General features: G+C 59.4%; 19 protein-coding genes. 11 read left to right on the top strand and 8 right to left on the bottom strand.

Translation table 11 applies throughout. From position 1 onward, the window contains the following. Window positions 1-133: 133 nt before the first annotated feature. Together AB4O12_RS01605 and AB4O12_RS01600 are read right to left on the bottom strand one after the other, a co-directional pair. Entirely contained in the window at window positions 134-526 is a 393-nt protein-coding gene (locus AB4O12_RS01605) for a DUF2177 family protein (protein ID WP_150636587.1), read from the bottom strand. A gap of 96 nt (window positions 527-622) precedes the next feature. Then, window positions 623-1,459 carry a CvfB family protein gene (locus AB4O12_RS01600; protein WP_016771157.1) on the bottom strand — a complete coding sequence of 279 codons (837 nt, stop codon included), beginning with the start codon at window positions 1,457-1,459 and terminating at the stop codon, window positions 623-625. A 339-nt stretch (window positions 1,460-1,798) separates the two neighbouring features. On the opposite strand from AB4O12_RS01600, the gene AB4O12_RS01595 reads away from it, so the two are divergent. The 3 genes from AB4O12_RS01595 to AB4O12_RS01585 all read left to right on the top strand — a co-directional run bounded on the left by AB4O12_RS01595 (window position 1,799) and on the right by AB4O12_RS01585 (window position 3,854). After that, window positions 1,799-1,987 carry a hypothetical protein gene (locus AB4O12_RS01595; protein ID WP_016985943.1) on the top strand — a complete coding sequence of 63 codons (189 nt, stop codon included), beginning with the start codon at window positions 1,799-1,801 and terminating at the stop codon, window positions 1,985-1,987. A 203-nt stretch (window positions 1,988-2,190) separates the two neighbouring features. Next, complete coding sequence (locus tag AB4O12_RS01590) at window positions 2,191-2,907, top strand: TorF family putative porin (protein WP_236167948.1); 717 nt, start codon at window positions 2,191-2,193, stop codon at window positions 2,905-2,907. A gap of 77 nt (window positions 2,908-2,984) precedes the next feature. Beyond that, on the top strand, window positions 2,985-3,854 hold the full coding sequence (locus AB4O12_RS01585; RefSeq protein ID WP_460060207.1) for a DUF6279 family lipoprotein: 870 nt from the start codon (window positions 2,985-2,987) through the stop codon (window positions 3,852-3,854). A gap of 120 nt (window positions 3,855-3,974) precedes the next feature. Here the strand turns inward: AB4O12_RS01585 and AB4O12_RS01580 are convergent, their stop codons facing one another. Then, window positions 3,975-4,367, bottom strand: a complete 393-nt coding sequence (locus tag AB4O12_RS01580; RefSeq protein WP_095180673.1) for a transcriptional regulator — start codon at window positions 4,365-4,367, stop codon at window positions 3,975-3,977. A gap of 174 nt (window positions 4,368-4,541) precedes the next feature. On the opposite strand from AB4O12_RS01580, the gene AB4O12_RS01575 reads away from it, so the two are divergent. Beyond that, entirely contained in the window at window positions 4,542-5,276 is a 735-nt protein-coding gene (locus AB4O12_RS01575) for a DUF899 domain-containing protein (protein ID WP_460060206.1), read from the top strand. Between the two features lie 88 nt (window positions 5,277-5,364). Continuing rightward, window positions 5,365-5,640 carry a hypothetical protein gene (locus AB4O12_RS01570; protein ID WP_041478956.1) on the top strand — a complete coding sequence of 92 codons (276 nt, stop codon included), beginning with the start codon at window positions 5,365-5,367 and terminating at the stop codon, window positions 5,638-5,640. A gap of 51 nt (window positions 5,641-5,691) precedes the next feature. Here the strand turns inward: AB4O12_RS01570 and AB4O12_RS01565 are convergent, their stop codons facing one another. Next, on the bottom strand, window positions 5,692-7,032 hold the full coding sequence (locus AB4O12_RS01565; RefSeq protein ID WP_024012040.1) for a DEAD/DEAH box helicase: 1,341 nt from the start codon (window positions 7,030-7,032) through the stop codon (window positions 5,692-5,694). A gap of 191 nt (window positions 7,033-7,223) precedes the next feature. On the opposite strand from AB4O12_RS01565, the gene AB4O12_RS01560 reads away from it, so the two are divergent. Next, window positions 7,224-8,522 carry a mechanosensitive ion channel family protein gene (locus tag AB4O12_RS01560; RefSeq protein WP_056783642.1) on the top strand — a complete coding sequence of 433 codons (1,299 nt, stop codon included), beginning with the start codon at window positions 7,224-7,226 and terminating at the stop codon, window positions 8,520-8,522. A gap of 106 nt (window positions 8,523-8,628) precedes the next feature. On the opposite strand, the gene AB4O12_RS01555 is transcribed toward AB4O12_RS01560, so the two are convergent. The 3 genes from AB4O12_RS01555 to AB4O12_RS01545 form a co-directional block, all read right to left on the bottom strand. After that, window positions 8,629-9,495, bottom strand: coding sequence for a carboxylate/amino acid/amine transporter (locus AB4O12_RS01555; protein WP_460060203.1), 867 nt, complete (start codon window positions 9,493-9,495; stop codon window positions 8,629-8,631). A gap of 712 nt (window positions 9,496-10,207) precedes the next feature. Beyond that, window positions 10,208-10,807: an FMN-dependent NADH-azoreductase gene (locus tag AB4O12_RS01550; protein ID WP_041478822.1), complete on the bottom strand. Its 600-nt coding sequence runs from the start codon at window positions 10,805-10,807 to the stop codon at window positions 10,208-10,210. A gap of 232 nt (window positions 10,808-11,039) precedes the next feature. Continuing rightward, window positions 11,040-11,354 carry a hypothetical protein gene (locus tag AB4O12_RS01545; RefSeq protein ID WP_016771198.1) on the bottom strand — a complete coding sequence of 105 codons (315 nt, stop codon included), beginning with the start codon at window positions 11,352-11,354 and terminating at the stop codon, window positions 11,040-11,042. Window positions 11,355-11,403: 49 nt separating this feature from the next. Here AB4O12_RS01545 and AB4O12_RS01540 point away from each other — a divergent pair, with 49 nt between their 5' ends. From AB4O12_RS01540 to AB4O12_RS01525, 4 genes are all read left to right on the top strand, one after another. Further along, entirely contained in the window at window positions 11,404-12,327 is a 924-nt protein-coding gene (locus AB4O12_RS01540; protein WP_016771199.1) for a LysR family transcriptional regulator, read from the top strand. A gap of 14 nt (window positions 12,328-12,341) precedes the next feature. Next, window positions 12,342-13,145 (top strand): alpha/beta fold hydrolase, encoded by an 804-nt coding sequence (locus AB4O12_RS01535; RefSeq protein ID WP_236167953.1) that lies wholly within the window; start codon window positions 12,342-12,344, stop codon window positions 13,143-13,145. A gap of 3 nt (window positions 13,146-13,148) precedes the next feature. Next, the gene (locus AB4O12_RS01530) at window positions 13,149-13,712 is read left to right on the top strand and encodes a peptidylprolyl isomerase (protein WP_150742416.1); all 564 of its coding nucleotides are present in this window, start codon (window positions 13,149-13,151) and stop codon (window positions 13,710-13,712) included. Between the two features lie 88 nt (window positions 13,713-13,800). After that, complete coding sequence (locus AB4O12_RS01525) at window positions 13,801-15,633, top strand: ABC transporter ATP-binding protein (RefSeq protein WP_056783633.1); 1,833 nt, start codon at window positions 13,801-13,803, stop codon at window positions 15,631-15,633. 117 nt (window positions 15,634-15,750) lie between these two features. Here the strand turns inward: AB4O12_RS01525 and AB4O12_RS01520 are convergent, their stop codons facing one another. Next, window positions 15,751-16,875 carry a GNAT family N-acetyltransferase gene (locus AB4O12_RS01520; protein WP_056783630.1) on the bottom strand — a complete coding sequence of 375 codons (1,125 nt, stop codon included), beginning with the start codon at window positions 16,873-16,875 and terminating at the stop codon, window positions 15,751-15,753. A 280-nt stretch (window positions 16,876-17,155) separates the two neighbouring features. Here AB4O12_RS01520 and AB4O12_RS01515 point away from each other — a divergent pair, with 280 nt between their 5' ends. Next, window positions 17,156-18,478 carry a putative porin gene (locus tag AB4O12_RS01515; protein ID WP_460060200.1) on the top strand — a complete coding sequence of 441 codons (1,323 nt, stop codon included), beginning with the start codon at window positions 17,156-17,158 and terminating at the stop codon, window positions 18,476-18,478. The last annotated feature ends 242 nt before the right edge of the window (window positions 18,479-18,720 follow it).

The following is an 18,720-nucleotide window of genomic DNA, read 5'->3' as shown; positions in this document are numbered from 1 at the left end:
GCGTCAGCGCTGAATGGTTGACGGCTGCGCCGTCATTCGCGGGCAAGCCCGCTCCCACAGAGGGTTCGGTGAACATGTGGGAGCGAGCCTGCTCGCGAAGAGGCAGCATTGCCAACACAACTGCCGGAGCAGCTCAGGCAAACCGCTTCGCAACCAAATAACCCACCGTGCAAGCAACCGCCGTCGCCACTGTCCCCCACGCCCAATCCATCAAACTCACCTGCACCGACCAGTCGCGCAATGTCGCCCAATTGGTCAGGTCATAAGTGCCGTACGCCACCAGCCCCAACAGCGCACCCAGCTTCGCCGCTCGCTGCCAGCTCAGCGCCGGCAAGACCACGAATACCACGCAGCCAATAACGTACAGGCAATAAAAAACCGCTGCGGGCAACAGCAGCGGTTTATCCAGCATCAGCGAACCGAGCAGTTCGCGATAGGTCGGCGCCATCAGCAGCCCGAGCCAGATGCCATCGAGCAGCAGAAACGTCAGTAGCGTCGAGACGTATGCGATCAGCGCCTTTTTCATTGGCTCACCCCTTTTAGATGTGGGAGCCGCCGATTTTCAAGATCAAGATCAAAAGATCGCAGCCTTCGGCAGCTCCTACCATGGGCCTGCGGTGAGTCAGGTTAGTTCAATACGATCGGCGTGGATCACGATCTTGCCTTCCTTGTACAGCGAGCCGATGGCTTTCTTGAAGTTGCCCTTGCTGACGCCGAACAGGCTGCTGATCAACGCCGGATCACTCTTGTCACTGACCGCCAGGGTGCCGTCGTTTTCGCGCAACTTGCCGAGGATCTTCGAACTCAGGCTGCTGGCCGCTTCCTGGCCAACCGGTTGCAGGCTCAGGCTGATCTTGCCGTCGGCGCGCACTTCCTTGATGAAGCCTTTCTCGCGCATGCCCGAACGCATGAACTTGAAGATTTCGTTCTTGTGGATCAAGCCCCAGTGCTTGTTGTTGATGATCGCCTTGAAGCCCATGTCGGTGGCTTCGGCAACCAGCAGATCAACTTCCTGGCCCGGGCTGTAGGTGGCCGGGGTCTTGTCCAGGTAACGATCGAGGCGCGCGGTGGCGGTGATGCGGCGCGTGTGTTTGTCGAGGTAGACGTGCACCACGCAGTATTCGCCAGCGGTCATCTGGCGCTTTTCTTCCGAGTACGGCAGCAACAGATCTTTCGGCAGGCCCCAGTCGAGGAACACGCCGATGCTGTTGACTTCAACCACTTTCAGGCTGGCAAACTCGCCGACCTGAACTTTGGGTTTTTCCGTAGTGGCGAGAAGTTTGTCTTCGCTGTCCAGATAGATGAATACGTTGAGCCAGTCTTCATCTTCGCTGGGAATATCTTTGGGGATATAACGGTTGGGCAAAAGAATTTCGCCGTCGGCACCGCCGTCCAGATATAAACCGAAGTTAGTGTGTTTAACCACTTGCAAACTGTTGTAACGCCCGACTAAAGCCATTTCCGAAACCCTCAATACGTGGGCGGCATTCTACCCGTTTTTGCCGCAGACGTCGGGCGACAGATCCTCGCAGCGGAAAATCTGCGTCAACCTGTTGATTTTGCTTGATCACTGCCCGGTGAGGTGCCGCTCGTCAGTCCGGCCGGGCGGCTTACGGCTGCGCACAATTGCCTCACGCCGATTCGATGTTCTTATTTAAAACAGGGAGTTAGCTAAAAATTAACAGTGTCGATCAGGCAATAATACAGCGCTGGGCTTGGTTATTCCGGGGGATATTTACCAAGCTATTGTCAAGTTATTCCTGTACGATGCCTGGCCGAGTTACTTTTCTAAAGGTTAATGGCCGCCATGCGTGTAAAAGCATCCACCAGCAAAGCAAAGCCAGCTCCAGCCGTTGAAACCAGCGAATCGATCAACGATCAGATCGCAGCATTCCTCAAGTCCGGCGGCGAGATCCAGCAAATTGCCAAAGGCGTCAGTGGCCAGACATTCGGCCCGTCCAAGCAGATCAGCCTGGGCAAGAAGTAACACCGGTTTTACCCCGTCCAGAGGCGCTTTGAGCTTCGAAGCGCCTGGACTGGCACCGCGCAATACCCCTTCGCTTTAAACAATAATCCTCAAAAATCGACGAACGGCCATCAATGCCGGTTATTCGCCGGTATCCTTGCACGCGTCTAGATCAAGCGTTTCAGCAGGCCTTCGCCCTGCGCTCGCGGTTCATGGAGTGACGCATGCGCCCATTTTCCTGTTTATTGTTCGTCAGCCTGCTGTCAGGCGCGACCGCGCACGCGCAGGTTTTTCAGGGTGAACTGGGCGACTTCGATCTCAAGCTCGGCACCACGCCCAGCCGCAGCATGGCCCAGGGTCTGGTGAAACCGGCGGCGGTCGGCTCGTTTCACGGCGGCCTCGACCTGAGCCACGACAGCGGCGTGTATTTCGGTCAGTACGCGCCGAGCATGGGCATCACCCCCGGCAAAAACCTCGAGATCGATTCCTACGTCGGCTTCAAGCAGCCTTTCGATCAGGTGCTCGGCTATGAAGTCGGGATGATCCATTACAGCTATCCCCGCGTGGACACCCTCGACAGCCAGGAGCTGTTCGGCGGTCTGACTCTGCTCGGCAGTCGCTTCGGCATCGCATTGAGCAACGACCCGGATAAACAGAACAACACCTTGTTTGCCGACCTCACTGGCAATCAGCCGTTCGGCATCGGCGTGAGCATGAAATACACCACCCATCAACTGAACACACCGGTGGCGGTGGACGGTGGTTATGTCAGCAGTTTCACCGATTGGTCGGTGAAGCTGTCGCGACCATTCATGGGTGTCGATCTCGATCTGATCTACAGCAATTCCAGCCTCAGCGGCAGCGATTGCTCGGCCTATTCCGGGCACAACAGCGAGTGCGACGGCCTCGTCACCCTCAAGGCTGTACGCACGTTCTATTGATCGGCTGAACTGCCGCGCGCATCCTGCATCACATAAGAATCAGATTTCCGACGCCAGGCTCTCGCAAGGATTTGCCCATGTCTCGCTGGTTCAAACAGATTGCCGCCCTGCTCATCTTCACTCTCGCCCTCGGCGCTTGCAGCCGCGTGGGCCTTGCCTACCGCAACCTCGACGTGATTATTCCATGGTCGCTAAGTGACTACGTGGACATGAACGGCGAGCAGAAAGACTGGTTCAACGACCGGCTCAAAGAACACCTGAGCTGGCATTGCACCACGCAGTTACCCGATTACCTCGACTGGCTGGACCGTTTGCAGGCCATGGTTGAAAGCAATCAGGTCACCGACGTCGCCCTGCAGGAGCGCACCGCCGAAGCCAAGCAGGCCATTGCCGAAACCGCCCGGGAAATCACCCCTTCGGCCATTGAGTTGCTGCAGGGCCTGGACGATAAACAGGTCGCAGAAATGAACGACGCGTTTGCCAAGGATTTGCGCAAACGTCAGCAGGAATACGTCAAACCGCCGCTGGCCCAGCAGATACAGGAACGCGGCGAGCGCATGGAAAAACGCCTGAACGACTGGCTGGGTCCGCTCAGCGACACACAGAAACAACGCGTCGCGGCCTGGACCAACGCCTTGGGCGACCAGAACACTCAATGGATCGCCAACCGCGCGCACTGGCAGCAACAGTTCAGTGCCGCCGTTGCGCAACGCCAAAGCCCGGAATTCCCACAACGCATCGAGACACTTCTAGTCAACCGCGAGCGGTTGTGGACAGCGGACTACCGCGAGGCCTACGCCAACACTGAAGCCCAGGCACGCTCGCTGTTTGTCGATCTGATGGCGCAGAGCACGCCGCAACAGCGTGAGCGGTTGTTGAAGAAAATCGAGAAAGTGCGTAAGGACTTCAATGACCTGAAATGCCTGAAGGCCGCGCAGAAACCTTGAGATTACTGGAATCCAATGTGGGAGCGAGCCTGCTCGCGAAAGCGGTGTATCAGACAGTTCAATGTCACTGACAAACCGTATTCGCGAGCAGGCTCGCTCCCACAGGGGGATTTCGCTGGCTCAGGCGATTTGAGCCTTTGAAGCGACTTCATCAAATGTCACCTCATCCAGCGCATCCTCCTGCTCATCCAGCACCTGACGCGGGTGGTCGTTGCCGGGGATGCTGCTGTCGATCAGGCTCAGCAGGCTGGAACCGCGCTGCGTCAGAATGAAATTGTTGCCGGTACTGCCTTCATGATCCGGACGCGGCTCGATATAACCACGGTCAAGCAGCAGACTTTCATACTCACAGGCCAACGTTTTCAAATGGTCGAGATTCTCGATCGGCTCGCCAGCGCTGGCTTTCTCGGCCGCGTAGGCTTCGGCATAAGCGCGGGGAGCGAAGCTCTGTCCAGCGCTGTTCTGCACTTCATGCAGCAAACGTTCAATCAAATCCCAGTTATAAGTTGTCATCCTGGTTCAACCTCCGGTGCGGGTGATTTGTGCCGCTTTCAAAGGTTGTGACCCAAGCGCTGCGCAGCCGTTCAGCCGCATATCTTCGCGGCGACCGACCGGCGGTCTGTCGATTCTCTCCCTGGTTAAACGACTAGTCTGAAACAGCCGGTTCAACCCGCAGGAGACATGGTCATGAGCGTTACAAACCATCCGGTGGTATCACGCGAAGAATGGCTCGCCGCCCGCCAGCAGCATCTGGCCCACGAAAAAGCCTTCACCCGGGAACGCGATCGCCTCAGCGCCGAGCGCCGCGCCCTGCCGTGGGTAAAAGTCGACAAGGACTATCACTTCCAAGGTCCGAACGGCGAACTGAAGCTCAACGATTTGTTTGGCAACAACAGCCAGTTGATCATCTACCACTTCATGTTTGCTGAAGGCTGGGAAGAAGGCTGCCGGGGCTGCTCGTTCCTCAGTGACCACATTGACGGCGCCAACCAGCACCTGGCCCACCACGACGTCGCAGTTGTCGCCGTTTCCCACGCGCCGTTCAACGAGTTTCAGGCGTTCAAACAACGCATGGGCTGGAAATTCGACTGGGTTTCGTCAGAAGGTTGCGATTTCAATTACGACTTCGGCGTCTGCGCCCGGGCTGAAGATGTCGCCGAGGGCAAGGCTACCTACAATTACGAAAAAACCGACAGCGCCGAGGAAGAAATGCCGGGGCTGAGCGTGTTTTATCGCAATGACGAAGGCGAGATTTTTCACACCTATTCAACGTACGCACGCGGTCTGGACATGCTGGTCGGCGCTTACCACTACCTTGATCTGACGCCCAAGGGCAGGAATGAAGACGAGATCATGGAATGGGTGCGACATCATGATCGGTATGACGGTGCGACGATGTCAGGCTGCTGCCATGCCGATTGAGCGCAACCGTGTCTCCACAGTTTCTGAACTTTTGCCAGGCTTCAGCCCTCAACCGCTTGTCTGCCTTAACCGGAACTGAGGCCTGCCCATGAAAATCCTGATCAAGCTCTCCCTCGCCGCCACTCTCGCCTGCGCCCTGCCCGTCTGGGCTTGCACGCCGGAAGAGGCGACGATCAAACGCGAACAACTGGCCAAGGAAGTCTCAAAGCTCACCGAGCAGAATCCGGAAAAAGCCAAGGAGATTAACGCCGAGTTGCAGAAAATGGATCTGGGCACGGCCAGCGCCGATCTGCCGGACAAGTGCCAGTTGATCGATCAGCGTTTGAAGGAACTGGGATCGGCGGAGAAAAAAGCCGACAGTTGAGGACGAAAAAAAACCGGACATTGTCCGGTTTTTTTATGCGCGTTCTAAAGCTTACTCGGCCGCAGGTTCTGCTGGCTTGCGACGCTTGAGCGGGGCCATGCCGTCGCTGCTCACCAGAGAATCCGGCTTTGGACGGTTGACGCTCTTGCGCTTGGTCGGCGTCTTGGCGGCGGTTTTCTTCTTGTCGCCCTTGGCGTCGGTCTTTTTCTTCTTCACGCCGACGGCTTTGCCCGAGGCCTTGACCTTTTTCGGTCCGCCGTAGGTGCCTTTGACTTCCTTGATGGTGCGGCGCTCGAAGCTTTGCTTCAGGTAGCGCTCGATGCTCGACATCAGGTTCCAGTCGCCGTGGCAGATCAGCGAGATCGCCAGGCCATCGTTGCCGGCGCGGCCGGTACGACCGATGCGGTGCACGTACTCGTCGCCGCTGCGTGGCATGTCGAAGTTGATCACCAGATCCAGACCGTCGACGTCCAGACCACGGGCCGCAACGTCAGTCGCGACGAGGATCTTTACGCCGCCCTGTTTCAGTCGATCGATCGCCAGTTTGCGATCCTTCTGGTCTTTCTCGCCGTGCAGCACAAACGCCTTGTATTCTTGGGCCACGAGGCGGCCGTAGATGCGGTCGGCCATGGCGCGAGTGTTGGTGAAGACGATGGCCTTCTGGTAGGTCTCGTTGGCCAACAGCCAGTTCACAATCTGCTCTTTGTGCTGATTGTGGTCGGCGGTGATGATTTGCTGACGAGTCGTCGAGTTGAGCTGGCTGACCGCGTTGAGCTGCAGGTGCTCCGGGTTGTTCAGGACCTTGGCGATCATTTCGCGCAAACCGGAACCGCCGGTGGTCGCGGAGAACAGCATGGTCTGCTGACGGTTCGGGCACTCATCGACCAGACGCTGCACGTCTTCGGCGAAACCCATGTCGAGCATGCGGTCGGCTTCGTCGAGCACCAGCACTTCGACTTCTTTCAGGTCGAGGTTGCCGGCGTTGAGCTGCTCGATCATCCGCCCCGGGGTGCCGATGAGGATGTCCGGCACTTTGCGCAGCATGGCGGCCTGGACTTTGAAGTCTTCGCCGCCAGTGATCAGGCCGGACTTGATGAAGGTGAACTGCGAGAAGCGTTCGACTTCCTTCAAAGTCTGCTGGGCCAGCTCACGGGTTGGCAGCAGGATCAGCGTCTTGATGCTGACGCGGATCTTCGCCGGGCCGATCAGGCGATTGAGGATCGGCAAGACGAAAGCGGCGGTTTTGCCGCTACCGGTTTGCGCCGTCACCCGCAGATCACGCCCCTGGAGCGCCAGCGGGATGGCCGCGGCTTGCACTGGCGTTGGCTCGACAAATTTCAGCTCGGCCACGGCTTTGAGCAGGCGTTCGTGCAGGGCGAATTGGGAAAACACGGGTGCTACCTCGAAGATATGCAAAAAAACAGCTGCATAGGTTACCGGTTTCGAGCGCTCAGGCCGAGTTTCTTTGTGCAAACGCCGACAATCAGTGTTTTTTTTGTTGCCCGATTTGTCACTCGCTGCAATACACAGCGTCTTAAATGCTCTAATCGGCCCTCGCGTCTTACAGAAGAAACGTTTCGCTCATGGATATCAAACAGCTCTGGCTCAAAGCCCAAGGCCTCTGGGGCACGCTCGAAGAGCACCCACTTCTGCAATCGGGACTGGCGCTGCTGGTGCTGCTGGTCATCGCGCTGGTGCTCGGGCGAGTGGCGCGTTACCTGATCCTGCACGCCAGTCGCATGCTCGGCCGCCAACCGGCGCTGCACTGGATCAACGACTTTCGCCACAACAAGGTGTTTCAACGACTGGCGCAGATGACGCCGTCGCTGGTGATCCAGTTCGGCCTGCACCTGGTGCCGGAGCTGAGCAAAACCGCGATGAATTTCCTCGGCAACGTCGCGCTGGCCTTCACCATTCTGTTCCTGCTGCTGGCGGTCAGCGCCCTGCTCAACGCCCTGCTCGACATCTACGCGCGCACCGAGCATGCGCGTACACGCTCGATCAAAGGCTACGTGCAACTGGCGAAAATGGTTTTGTACGTGTTCGGCGCGATCATCATCGTCGCCACCCTGATCGACCGCTCGCCGCTGTTGCTGTTGTCGGGCCTGGGTGCGATGTCGGCGGTGATTCTGTTGGTCTACAAGGACACGCTGCTGTCGTTCGTCGCCAGCGTGCAGCTGACCAGCAACGACATGCTGCGCGTCGGCGACTGGATCGAGATGCCGCAAGTCGGCGCCGATGGCGACGTGGTCGACATCACGTTGCACACGGTCAAAGTGCAGAACTTCGACAAGACGATCGTCTCGATCCCGACCTGGCGGCTGATGTCCGAGTCATTCAAGAACTGGCGCGGCATGCAGCAGTCCGGCGGTCGGCGGATCAAACGCAGCCTGTTCATCGATGCCAGCGGCGTGCGCTTCATCCGCGACGACGAGGAAGAAAAGCTTTCGCAGGTGCACCTGCTGACCGACTACATGGGCCGCAAGAAAGCCGAGCTCAAGGCTTGGAACGAAGCGCAGGGCAATGTCGCAGCCATGTCAGCCAACCGCCGCCGCATGACCAATATCGGCACCTTCCGCGCGTATGCGCTGGCGTATCTGAAGAGTCATCCGGAGATTCAGCCGAACATGACCTGCATGGTCCGGCAGATGCAAACCACCGCGCAGGGCATTCCGCTGGAAATCTACTGCTTCACCCGCACCACGGTGTGGGCCGATTACGAGCGGATTCAGGGGGATATTTTCGATTACCTGCTGGCGGTGTTGCCGGAGTTCGGGTTGAGCCTGTATCAACAGCCGAGTGGCGGGGATTTGCGCGCCGGGTTGCTGCCGGCGGTCTTGGGCTCGGCGAGTATTCCCGAGCCGGAAAAACACCTGATGTAACCCAAAGATCAAATGTAGGAGCGAGCCTGCTCGCGAATGCAATGTGTCAGTCGACCCATACTTATCTGACCCAACGCCTTCGCGAGCAGGCTCGCTCCCACAGGGGTTATGCGGCGGCCGGGGATTTGCGGATGCCCACCCGACTGATCCACACCGCTGCCAGAATCACACCCCCGCCAAGGAACAACCGCCCCAGTTCCTCATGCTGATTCCAGATCAGCAGATTCAACAACAATCCCACCGGCACATGCAGGTTGTTCATCACCGCCAGGGTACCGCCGTTGACCATGCACGCGCCCTTGTTCCACCAGTACAGACCCAGCGCCGTCGACACCAGTCCGAGAAACAGCAACACCGCCCATTGCAGCGGCGCTTCCGGCAGGAAGTTCGACTTGCCGAACAACAGGAACGCTGGCAGCACAACCGCCAATGCGCCCAAGTAGAAATAACCGAAGCGGCGGTAATGCGGCAGGTCACTCGGATGCTTCGCCACCAGATGCTTGTACAGGACCTGCCCGGCGGCATAAGTGAAGTTGGCCAGTTGCAGCAGCAGGAAGCCCATGAAGAAGTCGGGACTGATGCTGTCGAAGCGAATCACCGCCGCACCCCCGACTGCTACCAGCGCAGCAATCAACGCCCACGGGTTGAAGCGGCGGTTCAGCGCGTCTTCGATCAACGTCACGTGCAGCGGCGTGAGAATGGTGAACAGCAACACCTCCGGCACCGTCAGCACGCGGAAGCTCAGGTACAGGCAGACGTAAGTCACCCCGAACTGCAACGCGCCGATGAGCAACATGCCACGCATGAACGCCGGCTCCACCGAACGCCAGCGCGTCAACGGAATAAACACCAGCCCGGCCAACACCACACGGACCAGCACCGCAAAGTAACTGTCGACATGCCCAGCCAGGTATTCGCCGATCAGACTGAAGGAAAACGCCTGGATCAGCGTGACAAAAAGTAGATAGCCCATGCTCGCCTCGAAAATCGAATGGCGGCGACGATAGCGGTTTTTCGGATGGGCTCCAACAGCAAACGGCGCCGGAATCAAAAGCCCCTCACCCTAGCCCTCTCCCGGAGGGAGAGGGGACTGACCGAGGTGGTTGGGCAAGCTACGCCGACATGAAATACCGCATCGAATCCAAAGAAGCCAAAAACCGGCCCTCCACCGCTCAACACAATGAGCGCAAGCTCGAGTACCGCTCTTGATCTTGATCCACCCGCCCCGTCGGCAGGCTGAGCGGAGGGATTGATCCGGGCGTGGGAGCGCAGCGACCGTCTGGCGCAGCCAGACACAGCGGAAGGAGGTGCAGCGAAGCAAACCGGAGCCGCTGCGCCCGGATCGATCCCGCAGCGAAGGAACCCCGAGCCCCAGCGAGCGGGCCGAACGTTGGGGCACAGACCTTTGGTTACTTTGGGGCGTTTGCCAAAGTGACCCGCTGTAAGAGCGGAACCGCCAGCCGCAACACCGCAGTAACGGATATTCACCCAAAACCCCAAGAGCCTGGTCGGCCCAAAGGCCGCCAAGAAAACCCAGACAAAAAAAAGCCCGATCTCGCTAAAGCGTTCAATCGGGCTACAGCACTCAGGAGCAAAAGTGCAAAGGGAGGTTCGATGCGCGTGGAACCTTGAAGGGGTTGCGCCAGGTCACTTAAACAATCGGCGATTATCTGGCGATTAACCGATCAAGCGACCTGAGACAATTTGGCGTTGGCCTGATTCAGGCCCTTCTCCTGGAAGTCACCGCCCAGGTTCATGCCCTCAGCATGGATAAAAGTCACGTCGTTGATCCCGATGAAACCCATCACCTGACGCAGGTACGGTTCCTGATGATCCGCCGGGCCACCGGCATACACGCCACCGCGAGCGGTCAGGACAAAGGCGCGCTTGCCGCTGAGCAGACCTTGCGGGCCAGTTTCGGTGTACTTGAAGGTCACCCCGGCACGCAGCACATGGTCAAGCCAGGCCTTGAGCGTGCTCGGGATCGCAAAGTTGTACATCGGTGCAGCCATCACCAGCACGTCGGCGGCAAGCAGCTCATCAGTCAATTGGTTGGAGCGGTCCAGCGACGCCTGTTCGCTGTCGTTGCGCTGTTCGGCGGGTTTCATCCAGCCACCCAGCAAATTGGCGTCCAGATGCGGCACCGGGTTCGCGGCGAGGTCACGCACGGTGATCTGATCGGCAGGGTGCGCGGCTTTCCACTGAGCGATGAAGGTCTGGGTCAGTTGACGGGAAACCGAATCTTGCTGGCGGGCACTGCTTTCGATGATCAGAACGCGGGACATGGTGTGTAGCCTCCATCCGAGAATGTTGTAAGTCGATGGAGTGAAGGTTAAACAGAGTCGAATCGATGAAAAAGCGCAAATATCCGCTGTAATCCATCGATAAATTCGTTTATAAGCTAGACCCATATCCCCTGTGGAAGCGAGCCTGCTCGCGAAAGCGGAATGTCAGTCACATCATCTCTGGATGACACTCCGTCTTCGCGAGCAGGCTCGCTCCCACAGGGAAATAGCGTTATTTCGGGGTGCAGGTCAGTTTGATGCGCAGCTTGATGATCTCGCGGGTGAACTTGGCCGTGGCGTTTTTATGCTTGCCCGCCGGCACATCGATGCTGCGCGTGCGCGGTGCTTCCGGGCCGTTGCTGAACACCGCACGGCAGGTCGCATCGACGTCACCGTAATTGGCCACGCGGATCGAGCCTATGTCGTTGTCCGTGTCGTAAGTCTCGTAGTCGATCTTCATGCCGTTGAGATCCTTTTGCACATCGATCGGATAGGCAAACGCGGTCAACGGCAGCAGCGCCAGCACCACACAACAGAATTTTTTCATTCGGCAGTCTCCATGAGGGACGGCCAGCTTAGGACAAGAGGAGCTATTGATGAAAGCGCCCCGCGTGACCCTTGATCAATGGCGAACGTTGCAGGCCGTGGTCGACCACGGCGGATTCGCCCAGGCCGCCGAGGCCCTGCACCGTTCGCAATCGTCGGTGAGCTACACCGTCGCCCGCATGCAGGATCAGCTCGGCGTGCCGTTGCTGCGCATCGACGGGCGCAAAGCTGTGCTCACCGAGGCCGGCGGCGTGTTGTTGCGCCGTTCGCGGCAATTGGTCAAACAGGCCAGCCAACTCGAAGACCTCGCCCATCACATGGAGCAAGGCTGGGAAGCGGAAGTGCGGCTGGTGGTGGATGCGGCCTACCCGAGCGCGCGGATCGTCCGCGCGCTGACCGCGTTCATGCCGCAGAGTCGCGGCTGCCGCGTGCGTTTGCGCGAGGAAGTGTTGTCGGGGGTCGAGGAAGTGCTGCTCGAAGGCGTGGCGGACCTGGCGATCACCGGCCTGAGCATTCCGGGCTACCTGGGTGCGGAGTTGAGCGATGTCGAGTTCGTCGCCGTTGCCCACCCTGATCATCCGCTGCATCGGCTCAACCGCGAGCTGAGCTTTCAGGATCTGGAAACCCAGATGCAAGTGGTGATCCGCGACTCCGGCCGCCAGCAGCCGCGCGATGTCGGCTGGCTCGGCGCCGAGCAGCGCTGGACCGTCGGCAGCCTCGCCACCGCCGCGACCTTTGTCAGCAGCGGCCTGGGTTTTGCCTGGCTACCGCGGCACATGATCGACCGCGAATTGAAGGATGGTTCGCTCAAGCTGCTACCGTTGGATCGAGGCGGCAGCCGCAATTCGAGCTTCTATCTGTATTCGAACAAGGACAAACCCCTGGGCCCGGCCACGCAGATCCTCATCGAACTGCTGCGCACCTTCGACACCTTGCCGCTGGACGCACCGTTCGCCGCACCTGAACAAGCCTGACACGGAGTTCACCGATGGCGTATTTCGAGCACGAAGGTTGCAACCTGCACTACGAGGAATATGGCCACGGTGCGCCGTTGCTGCTGGTCCACGGGCTCGGCTCGAGCACACTGGACTGGGAAATGCAGATCCCGGCGCTGGCCGCGCACTACCGGGTAATCGTCCCGGACATTCGCGGCCACGGGCGCTCGGACAAACCCCGCGAGCGCTACAGCATTGCCGGGTTCAGCGCCGACCTGCTGGCCTTGATCGAGCACCTGCGCCTCGGCCCGGTGCACTACGTCGGGCTGTCGATGGGCGGGATGATCGGTTTTCAGCTGGCCGTCGATCAGCCGCAGGTGCTCAAGAGCCTGACCATCGTCAACAGCGCGCCACAAGTCAAATTGCGCAGCCGCGACGATTATTGGCAGTGGTTCAAACGCTGGAGCCTGATGCGCCTGCTCAGCCTGGAAACCATCGGCAAAGCCCTCGGCAGCAAACTTTTCCCCAAGCCGGAACAGGCCGATCTACGACAGAAAATGGCCGAACGCTGGGCAAAAAACGACAAACGTGCTTATCTCGCCAGCTTCGATGCGATCGTGGGCTGGGGCGTTCAGGAACGACTTTCCCGGGTGTCCTGTCCAACGCTCGTCATCAGCGCCGACCGTGATTACACACCGGTGGCGTTAAAAGAAACCTATGTAAAACTGCTGCCGGATGCGCGGCTGGTGGTCATTGACGACTCGCGCCATGCCACCCCGCTCGATCAACCCGAACGCTTCAATCACACGCTGCTGGATTTTCTCGCCACAGCCGACCTTCACTCTCAGGATCACTGACCCATGCTGAAAAAACTCGCCCTCGCCGCCGGCTCCGTACTGTTTGCCGCCAACCTGATGGCTGCTACCCCGGCCAAGGCGCCCCACGTGCTGCTGGACACCACCAACGGCCAGATCGAAATCGAACTGGACCCGGTCAAGGCACCGATCAGCACGAAGAACTTCCTTGAATACGTCGACAGCGGTTTCTACAACAACACCATTTTCCACCGCGTGATCCCGGGCTTCATGGCTCAGGGCGGCGGCTTCACCCAGCAGATGCAACAGAAAGACACCAAGGCGCCGATCAAGAACGAAGCCAGCAATGGCCTGCACAACGTTCGCGGCACCCTGTCGATGGCGCGTACTTCCAACCCTGATTCGGCGACCAGCCAGTTCTTCATCAACGTTGCCGACAACGCATTCCTCGATCCGGGCCGTGACGCCGGTTACGCGGTGTTCGCCAAAGTGGTCAAGGGCATGGACGTCGTAGACGTCATCGTCAACTCGCAGACCACCACCAAACAAGGCATGCAAAACGTGCCTGTCGACCCTGTGATCATCAAGTCGGCCAAGCGCATCGACTGAGTTTCGCCGGGCATATCGAGCGGCGCCGGGCTGAGCCTGCGCCGCTCGCACTGATAAAAGGAGAGCCCGGATTCCGGGCGGTTATCTGATGCTCTATCGCCGTTTCGAACAACTTATCGATATCTTCCGCGACGCCCCGACGGCGTCCCCGCCGGACCGCGTCTGGCCCTTCTACGTCTATTACCTGAAGCAGGTCTGGCCGAGTTTCGCTGCCCTGCTTGTTATCGGCCTGTTTGCCTCATTGATTGAGGTTGCGCTGTTCAGTTACCTGAGCCGCATCATCGATCTGGCGCAAGGCACGCCCAACCCGAATTTCTTCAGCGACCACGCCCTCGAATTGACCTGGATGCTGGTGGTCGCTCTGGTGCTGCGACCGATCTTCTTTGCTCTGCACGACCTGCTGGTGCATCAGACCCTTAGCCCCGGCATGACCAGCATGATCCGCTGGCAGAACCACAGTTACGTGCTCAAGCAGAGCCTGAATTTCTTCCAGAACGACTTCGCCGGGCGCATCGCCCAGCGCATCATGCAGACCGGCAACTCGCTGCGCGATTCCGCCGTGCAAGCGGTGGACGCGCTGTGGCACGTGGTGATCTATGCGATCAGCTCGCTGGTGCTGTTCGCCGAGGCCGACTGGCGCCTGATGATCCCGTTGCTGACCTGGATCGTCGCCTACATCGGCGCGCTGTATTACTTCGTGCCGCGCGTGAAAGAGCGTTCGGTGGAAGCCTCTGACGCGCGCTCGAAATTGATGGGCCGTATCGTCGACGGCTACACCAACATCGCCACGCTGAAACTGTTCGCTCACACCAACTTCGAACAGCACTACGCCAAGGAAGCGATCGAGGAACAGACCGTCAAAGCGCAGATGGCCGGTCGCGTGGTGACCAGCATGGACGTGGCGATTACCACCATGAACGGCCTGCTGATCGTCGGCACCACGGCGCTGGCATTGTGGCTGTGGACGCAGTCGCTGATCACCGTCGGCGCGATTGCCCTGGCCACCGGCCTGGTGATTCGCATCGTCAACATGTCCGGCTGGATCATGTGGGTGGTCACCGGCATTTTCGAAAACATCGGCATGGTCCAGGACGGTCTGCGCACCATTTCGCAACCGGTCAGCGTCACCGACCGCGAGCAGGCCAAACCGCTGGCCGTGGCCTCGGGCGAAGTGCGTTTCGAGCACGTGGATTTTCACTACGGCAAGAAGAAAGGCATCATCGGCGACCTCAATCTGACGATAAAACCGGGGGAGAAAATCGGCTTGATCGGCCCGTCCGGCGCCGGCAAATCAACCTTGGTCAACCTGTTGCTGCGCCTGTACGACGTCGAGGGCGGGCGCATCCTGATCGATGGGCAGAACATTGCCGAAGTCGGCCAGGAAAGCCTGCGTGCGCGGATCGGCATGATCACTCAGGACACCTCGCTGTTGCACCGCTCGATCCGCGACAACTTGCTTTACGGCAAACCCGACGCCACCGACGCTGAACTGTGGGAGGCGGTGCACAAGGCTCGCGCCGATGAGTTCATTCCACTGCTGTCCGACGCTGAAGGCCGCACCGGTTTCGATGCCCATGTCGGCGAGCGCGGGGTGAAACTCTCGGGCGGTCAGCGCCAGCGCATCGCGATTGCGCGGGTACTGCTCAAGGACGCGCCGATCCTGATCATGGACGAAGCCACCTCGGCACTGGATTCGGAAGTCGAAGCGGCGATTCAGGAAAGCCTCGAGACCTTGATGCAGGGCAAAACCGTAATCGCCATCGCCCACCGTCTCTCCACCATCGCGCGCATGGACCGCCTGGTGGTGCTGGAAAACGGCAAGATCGCCGAGAGCGGCACCCACGCCGAACTGCTCGCCCATCGCGGCTTGTATGCGCGCTTGTGGGCGCACCAGACCGGAGGCTTTGTCGGCATCGATTGATCGCGCGATATGATCGTTCCCACGCTCCGCGTGGGAACGCCTCAAGGGACGCTCCGCGTCCAGTGATGCGGAGCGTCACGGCCTGCATTCCCACGCAGAGCGTGGGAGCGATCATGGTCAGGTTTGGCGATAGGGCAACGCCGTTCTCGCCTCTTCGGCATACGCCAGAACCCCGGCGCGCTCCTGTTGAAGAAAATCCTTCACCGCCGCTTTCAGCCCCGGATGGCGCAGGTAGTGCCAGGAATGGGTGATCACCGGTTCGAAGCCGCGAATCAACTTGTGCTCGCCCTGCGCCCCGGCATCGAAACGCTGGATGCCATGGGCAATCGCGTAATCCATGCCCTGATAAAAACACGTCTCGAAATGCAGCCGATCAAACTCGGCCAGGCAGCCCCAATAACGCCCGTAGAAACTGTCGCCACCGACCAGGCTGAACGCCATCGCCACCGGCCGTGAGCCCTGTTTGGCAAGAACCACCCGAATCGCTTCGGGCATACGTTCGGCCAGCAGGCTGAAGAACTCGCGCGTCAGGTACGGCGCCTGACGCCGCACCGCATAAGTGTTGGCATAGCAGGCGTACACGAAATCCCACTGCGCCTCGCCCAGCTCTCGCCCCTCCAACCACTCGAACTCGAAGCCCTGCCCCGCCACCTGCTCGCGTTCCTTGCGCATCTGCTTGCGCTTGCGCGAACTGAGGGCGTCGAGGAAGTCCTGAAAGTCGCGGTAACCACGGTTCTGCCAGTGATATTGACAGCCGATGCGCTGCAGCCAGCCCGGCTGCTCGGCCATCGCCGCATCGGTAAACGGATCGGTGAAATTGATGTGCGCGCTGGACAGTTCTTCGATCTGCAGATAGCCCGGCAGGCTTTTCAGCAGTTCGAAACCGTCCTCGACCTTCGCCGCCAGCAAGCGCGGACCGCTGACCGGGCTGAAGGGCACAGCAGTCAGGAGTTTGGGGTAGTAATCGATGCCGGCACGCGCGCAGGCATCGGCCCAGCCGTGATCGAAAACGTACTCGCCGTAGGAATGCCACTTGCGATAACTGGGCAGTGCGGCGATCAGTCGATCATCTTCGATGTGCAGTAAATGTTCGGGCTGCCAGCCCGAATGCGGGCCGACACTGCCGCTGTCTTCCAGCGCACTGAGAAAGGCGTGGCGCAGGAACGGCTGGTTGTCCGGCACCAGCGCATCCCAGCTTGCCGGGGCGATTTCTGACAGGTCTTGCAGGCGTTGCAACGGCATTCACTGGCACTCCACAGCTTGGCGACAAAGCCCGGCGAGTATCGCTGATCGCGGCCCGGTTGCACACGCTCAATCGGCCGACAGCGCTCTAACTCGATAGTTCACGCCTGATACGCATCGTCATCAACCTGCCATCACTGTGCCACCGCTCTGTCATAAACCATCGCGATACTGGCGCCTGTTTTTAGAGCGCCGGGTTCTAACCCGGACACAGTTTTCCGGCCTTCAGCCGGTTGTGCCCAGGATGGTTCAGCCATCCCCTTCATCTTCGGAGATTGCTATGCGTCTTGCTTCCACGAAAACTGCAGCGGCCCTGTGCGGCGGCTTGTTGCTGGCCATGAGCGTTCCGGCCAGTGCTGCAGTCGACGCCAAACTGCTCGACATGCTCAAGGCCAACGGGTCGATTTCCCGTGCGCAGTACATCGAGCTGCAAACAGAACTGGCCAAGGATCAGAAGGCTCAGCAAATCGCCCAACAGGCGCAGCAGGAAACCAACGAACAAGTGGCGGCGGTCGCGAAGAAGACCAACGAACAGAGCCTGTTCGACCAGAAACTGGCTTGGGCGGCGAAGACCCAGTTCAAGGGCGACGTACGTATCCGCCAGGAAACCATCAAGATCGACGGCGAGCCGAACAACGGCGGCCGCGACAAGGATCGCCAGCGCATCCGTGCGCGTCTGGGCGCCTACACCGAGATCAACCCGCAAGTCGACACCGGCATCCGCATCGCCACCGGCGGCGGTGACGACGCGCGTTCGACCAACCAGGATCAGGACAACTACTTCGACAAGAAGCAGATCTGGCTCGACCTCGGCTACATCGACTATCACCCTGATCAGATCAAGAACCTGCACGTGATCGGCGGCAAGATGCTGCAACCGTGGGTGAGCATGGGCGACGTGATCTGGGACAGCGATATCAACCCGGAAGGTCTGGCCGTTACCTACAAGTATCCATTGGGCGGCAGCGCCGAACTGTTCGGCAGCCTGGGTAACTACAACCTCAAGGACAACGTTGACGGCGACGGCGTGCAGTTCCGCCACGACCTGCGTCTGACCGCTGGCCAGTTGGGCAGCCGCTTCAACATCACCGACAACCTGAAAATGACCGTCGGCGGCAGTGTCTACGCCTACCAGAACGACGAAGACAGCCGCTGCACCGGCACCTCGACGCCGTGCGCGCTGGCAGTCAACGGCAACTCGGCGAACAACGAATTCCGTCTGTATGAAGGGTTCAGCCAGATCGACATCGGCGGCCTGCCAATGCCGCTGTCGTTCTACGGCCAGTACGTGAAGAACAACGATGCCGTGACCGATCAGGACACCGCATGGTTGCTCGGCGCCAAGTCGAAAGTCTTCGGCTTCAACCTCGACTACAACTATCGCGACGTGCAGCGCAATGCCGTGGTCGGCGCCTTCACCGACTCCGACTTCGCCAACGGCACCACCGGTTCGCGCGGGCACAAGTTCAAGGTCGGTTACGACATCGACAAGAACTTCGCCGTCGGCGCCACGTACTTCCTGACCAAGGCCGACTTCGCCAGCCGCAGCCAGCGCGATGCAGATGCCAACACCCTGCAGCTGGATGCTGAAGCGAAGTTCTAAAACGGCAGCTACAAGCTACAAGCTACAAGCCAAGAGCTGCGAGTGAATGCCTTTACTTGCAGCTTGAGGCTTGAGGCTTGAGGCTTGAGGCTTGAGGCTTGAGGCTTGAAGCTGCCTCACTCCGGTGCGGGCGGGACGATCCCCATCATCCGTTCGTTTCACCCGCACCGGGTTATTTCTGCAGGATGCAAAAACCCCTGTAGGAGCTGCCGAAGGCTGCGATCTTTTGATCTTGATCCTGA

The organism is Pseudomonas sp. S2_A05, from assembly GCF_054668485.1.
This window is presented reverse-complemented; position numbering and strand designations above follow the sequence as displayed.

Coding starts and splice junctions, on each gene's coding strand:
- AB4O12_RS01560 (WP_056783642.1), top strand. CDS start 7,224: ATGGATATCAAACAGCTCTGGCTCAAAGCCCAAGGCCTCTGGGGCACG.
- AB4O12_RS01600 (WP_016771157.1), bottom strand. CDS start 1,459: ATGGCTTTAGTCGGGCGTTACAACAGTTTGCAAGTGGTTAAACACACT.
- AB4O12_RS01575 (WP_460060206.1), top strand. CDS start 4,542: ATGAGCGTTACAAACCATCCGGTGGTATCACGCGAAGAATGGCTCGCC.
- AB4O12_RS01525 (WP_056783633.1), top strand. CDS start 13,801: ATGCTCTATCGCCGTTTCGAACAACTTATCGATATCTTCCGCGACGCC.
- AB4O12_RS01555 (WP_460060203.1), bottom strand. CDS start 9,495: ATGGGCTATCTACTTTTTGTCACGCTGATCCAGGCGTTTTCCTTCAGT.
- AB4O12_RS01605 (WP_150636587.1), bottom strand. CDS start 526: ATGAAAAAGGCGCTGATCGCATACGTCTCGACGCTACTGACGTTTCTG.
- AB4O12_RS01570 (WP_041478956.1), top strand. CDS start 5,365: ATGAAAATCCTGATCAAGCTCTCCCTCGCCGCCACTCTCGCCTGCGCC.
- AB4O12_RS01550 (WP_041478822.1), bottom strand. CDS start 10,807: ATGTCCCGCGTTCTGATCATCGAAAGCAGTGCCCGCCAGCAAGATTCG.
- AB4O12_RS01580 (WP_095180673.1), bottom strand. CDS start 4,367: ATGACAACTTATAACTGGGATTTGATTGAACGTTTGCTGCATGAAGTG.
- AB4O12_RS01530 (WP_150742416.1), top strand. CDS start 13,149: ATGCTGAAAAAACTCGCCCTCGCCGCCGGCTCCGTACTGTTTGCCGCC.
- AB4O12_RS01535 (WP_236167953.1), top strand. CDS start 12,342: ATGGCGTATTTCGAGCACGAAGGTTGCAACCTGCACTACGAGGAATAT.
- AB4O12_RS01520 (WP_056783630.1), bottom strand. CDS start 16,875: ATGCCGTTGCAACGCCTGCAAGACCTGTCAGAAATCGCCCCGGCAAGC.
- AB4O12_RS01515 (WP_460060200.1), top strand. CDS start 17,156: ATGCGTCTTGCTTCCACGAAAACTGCAGCGGCCCTGTGCGGCGGCTTG.
- AB4O12_RS01540 (WP_016771199.1), top strand. CDS start 11,404: ATGAAAGCGCCCCGCGTGACCCTTGATCAATGGCGAACGTTGCAGGCC.
- AB4O12_RS01585 (WP_460060207.1), top strand. CDS start 2,985: ATGTCTCGCTGGTTCAAACAGATTGCCGCCCTGCTCATCTTCACTCTC.
- AB4O12_RS01545 (WP_016771198.1), bottom strand. CDS start 11,354: ATGAAAAAATTCTGTTGTGTGGTGCTGGCGCTGCTGCCGTTGACCGCG.
- AB4O12_RS01595 (WP_016985943.1), top strand. CDS start 1,799: ATGGCCGCCATGCGTGTAAAAGCATCCACCAGCAAAGCAAAGCCAGCT.
- AB4O12_RS01590 (WP_236167948.1), top strand. CDS start 2,191: ATGCGCCCATTTTCCTGTTTATTGTTCGTCAGCCTGCTGTCAGGCGCG.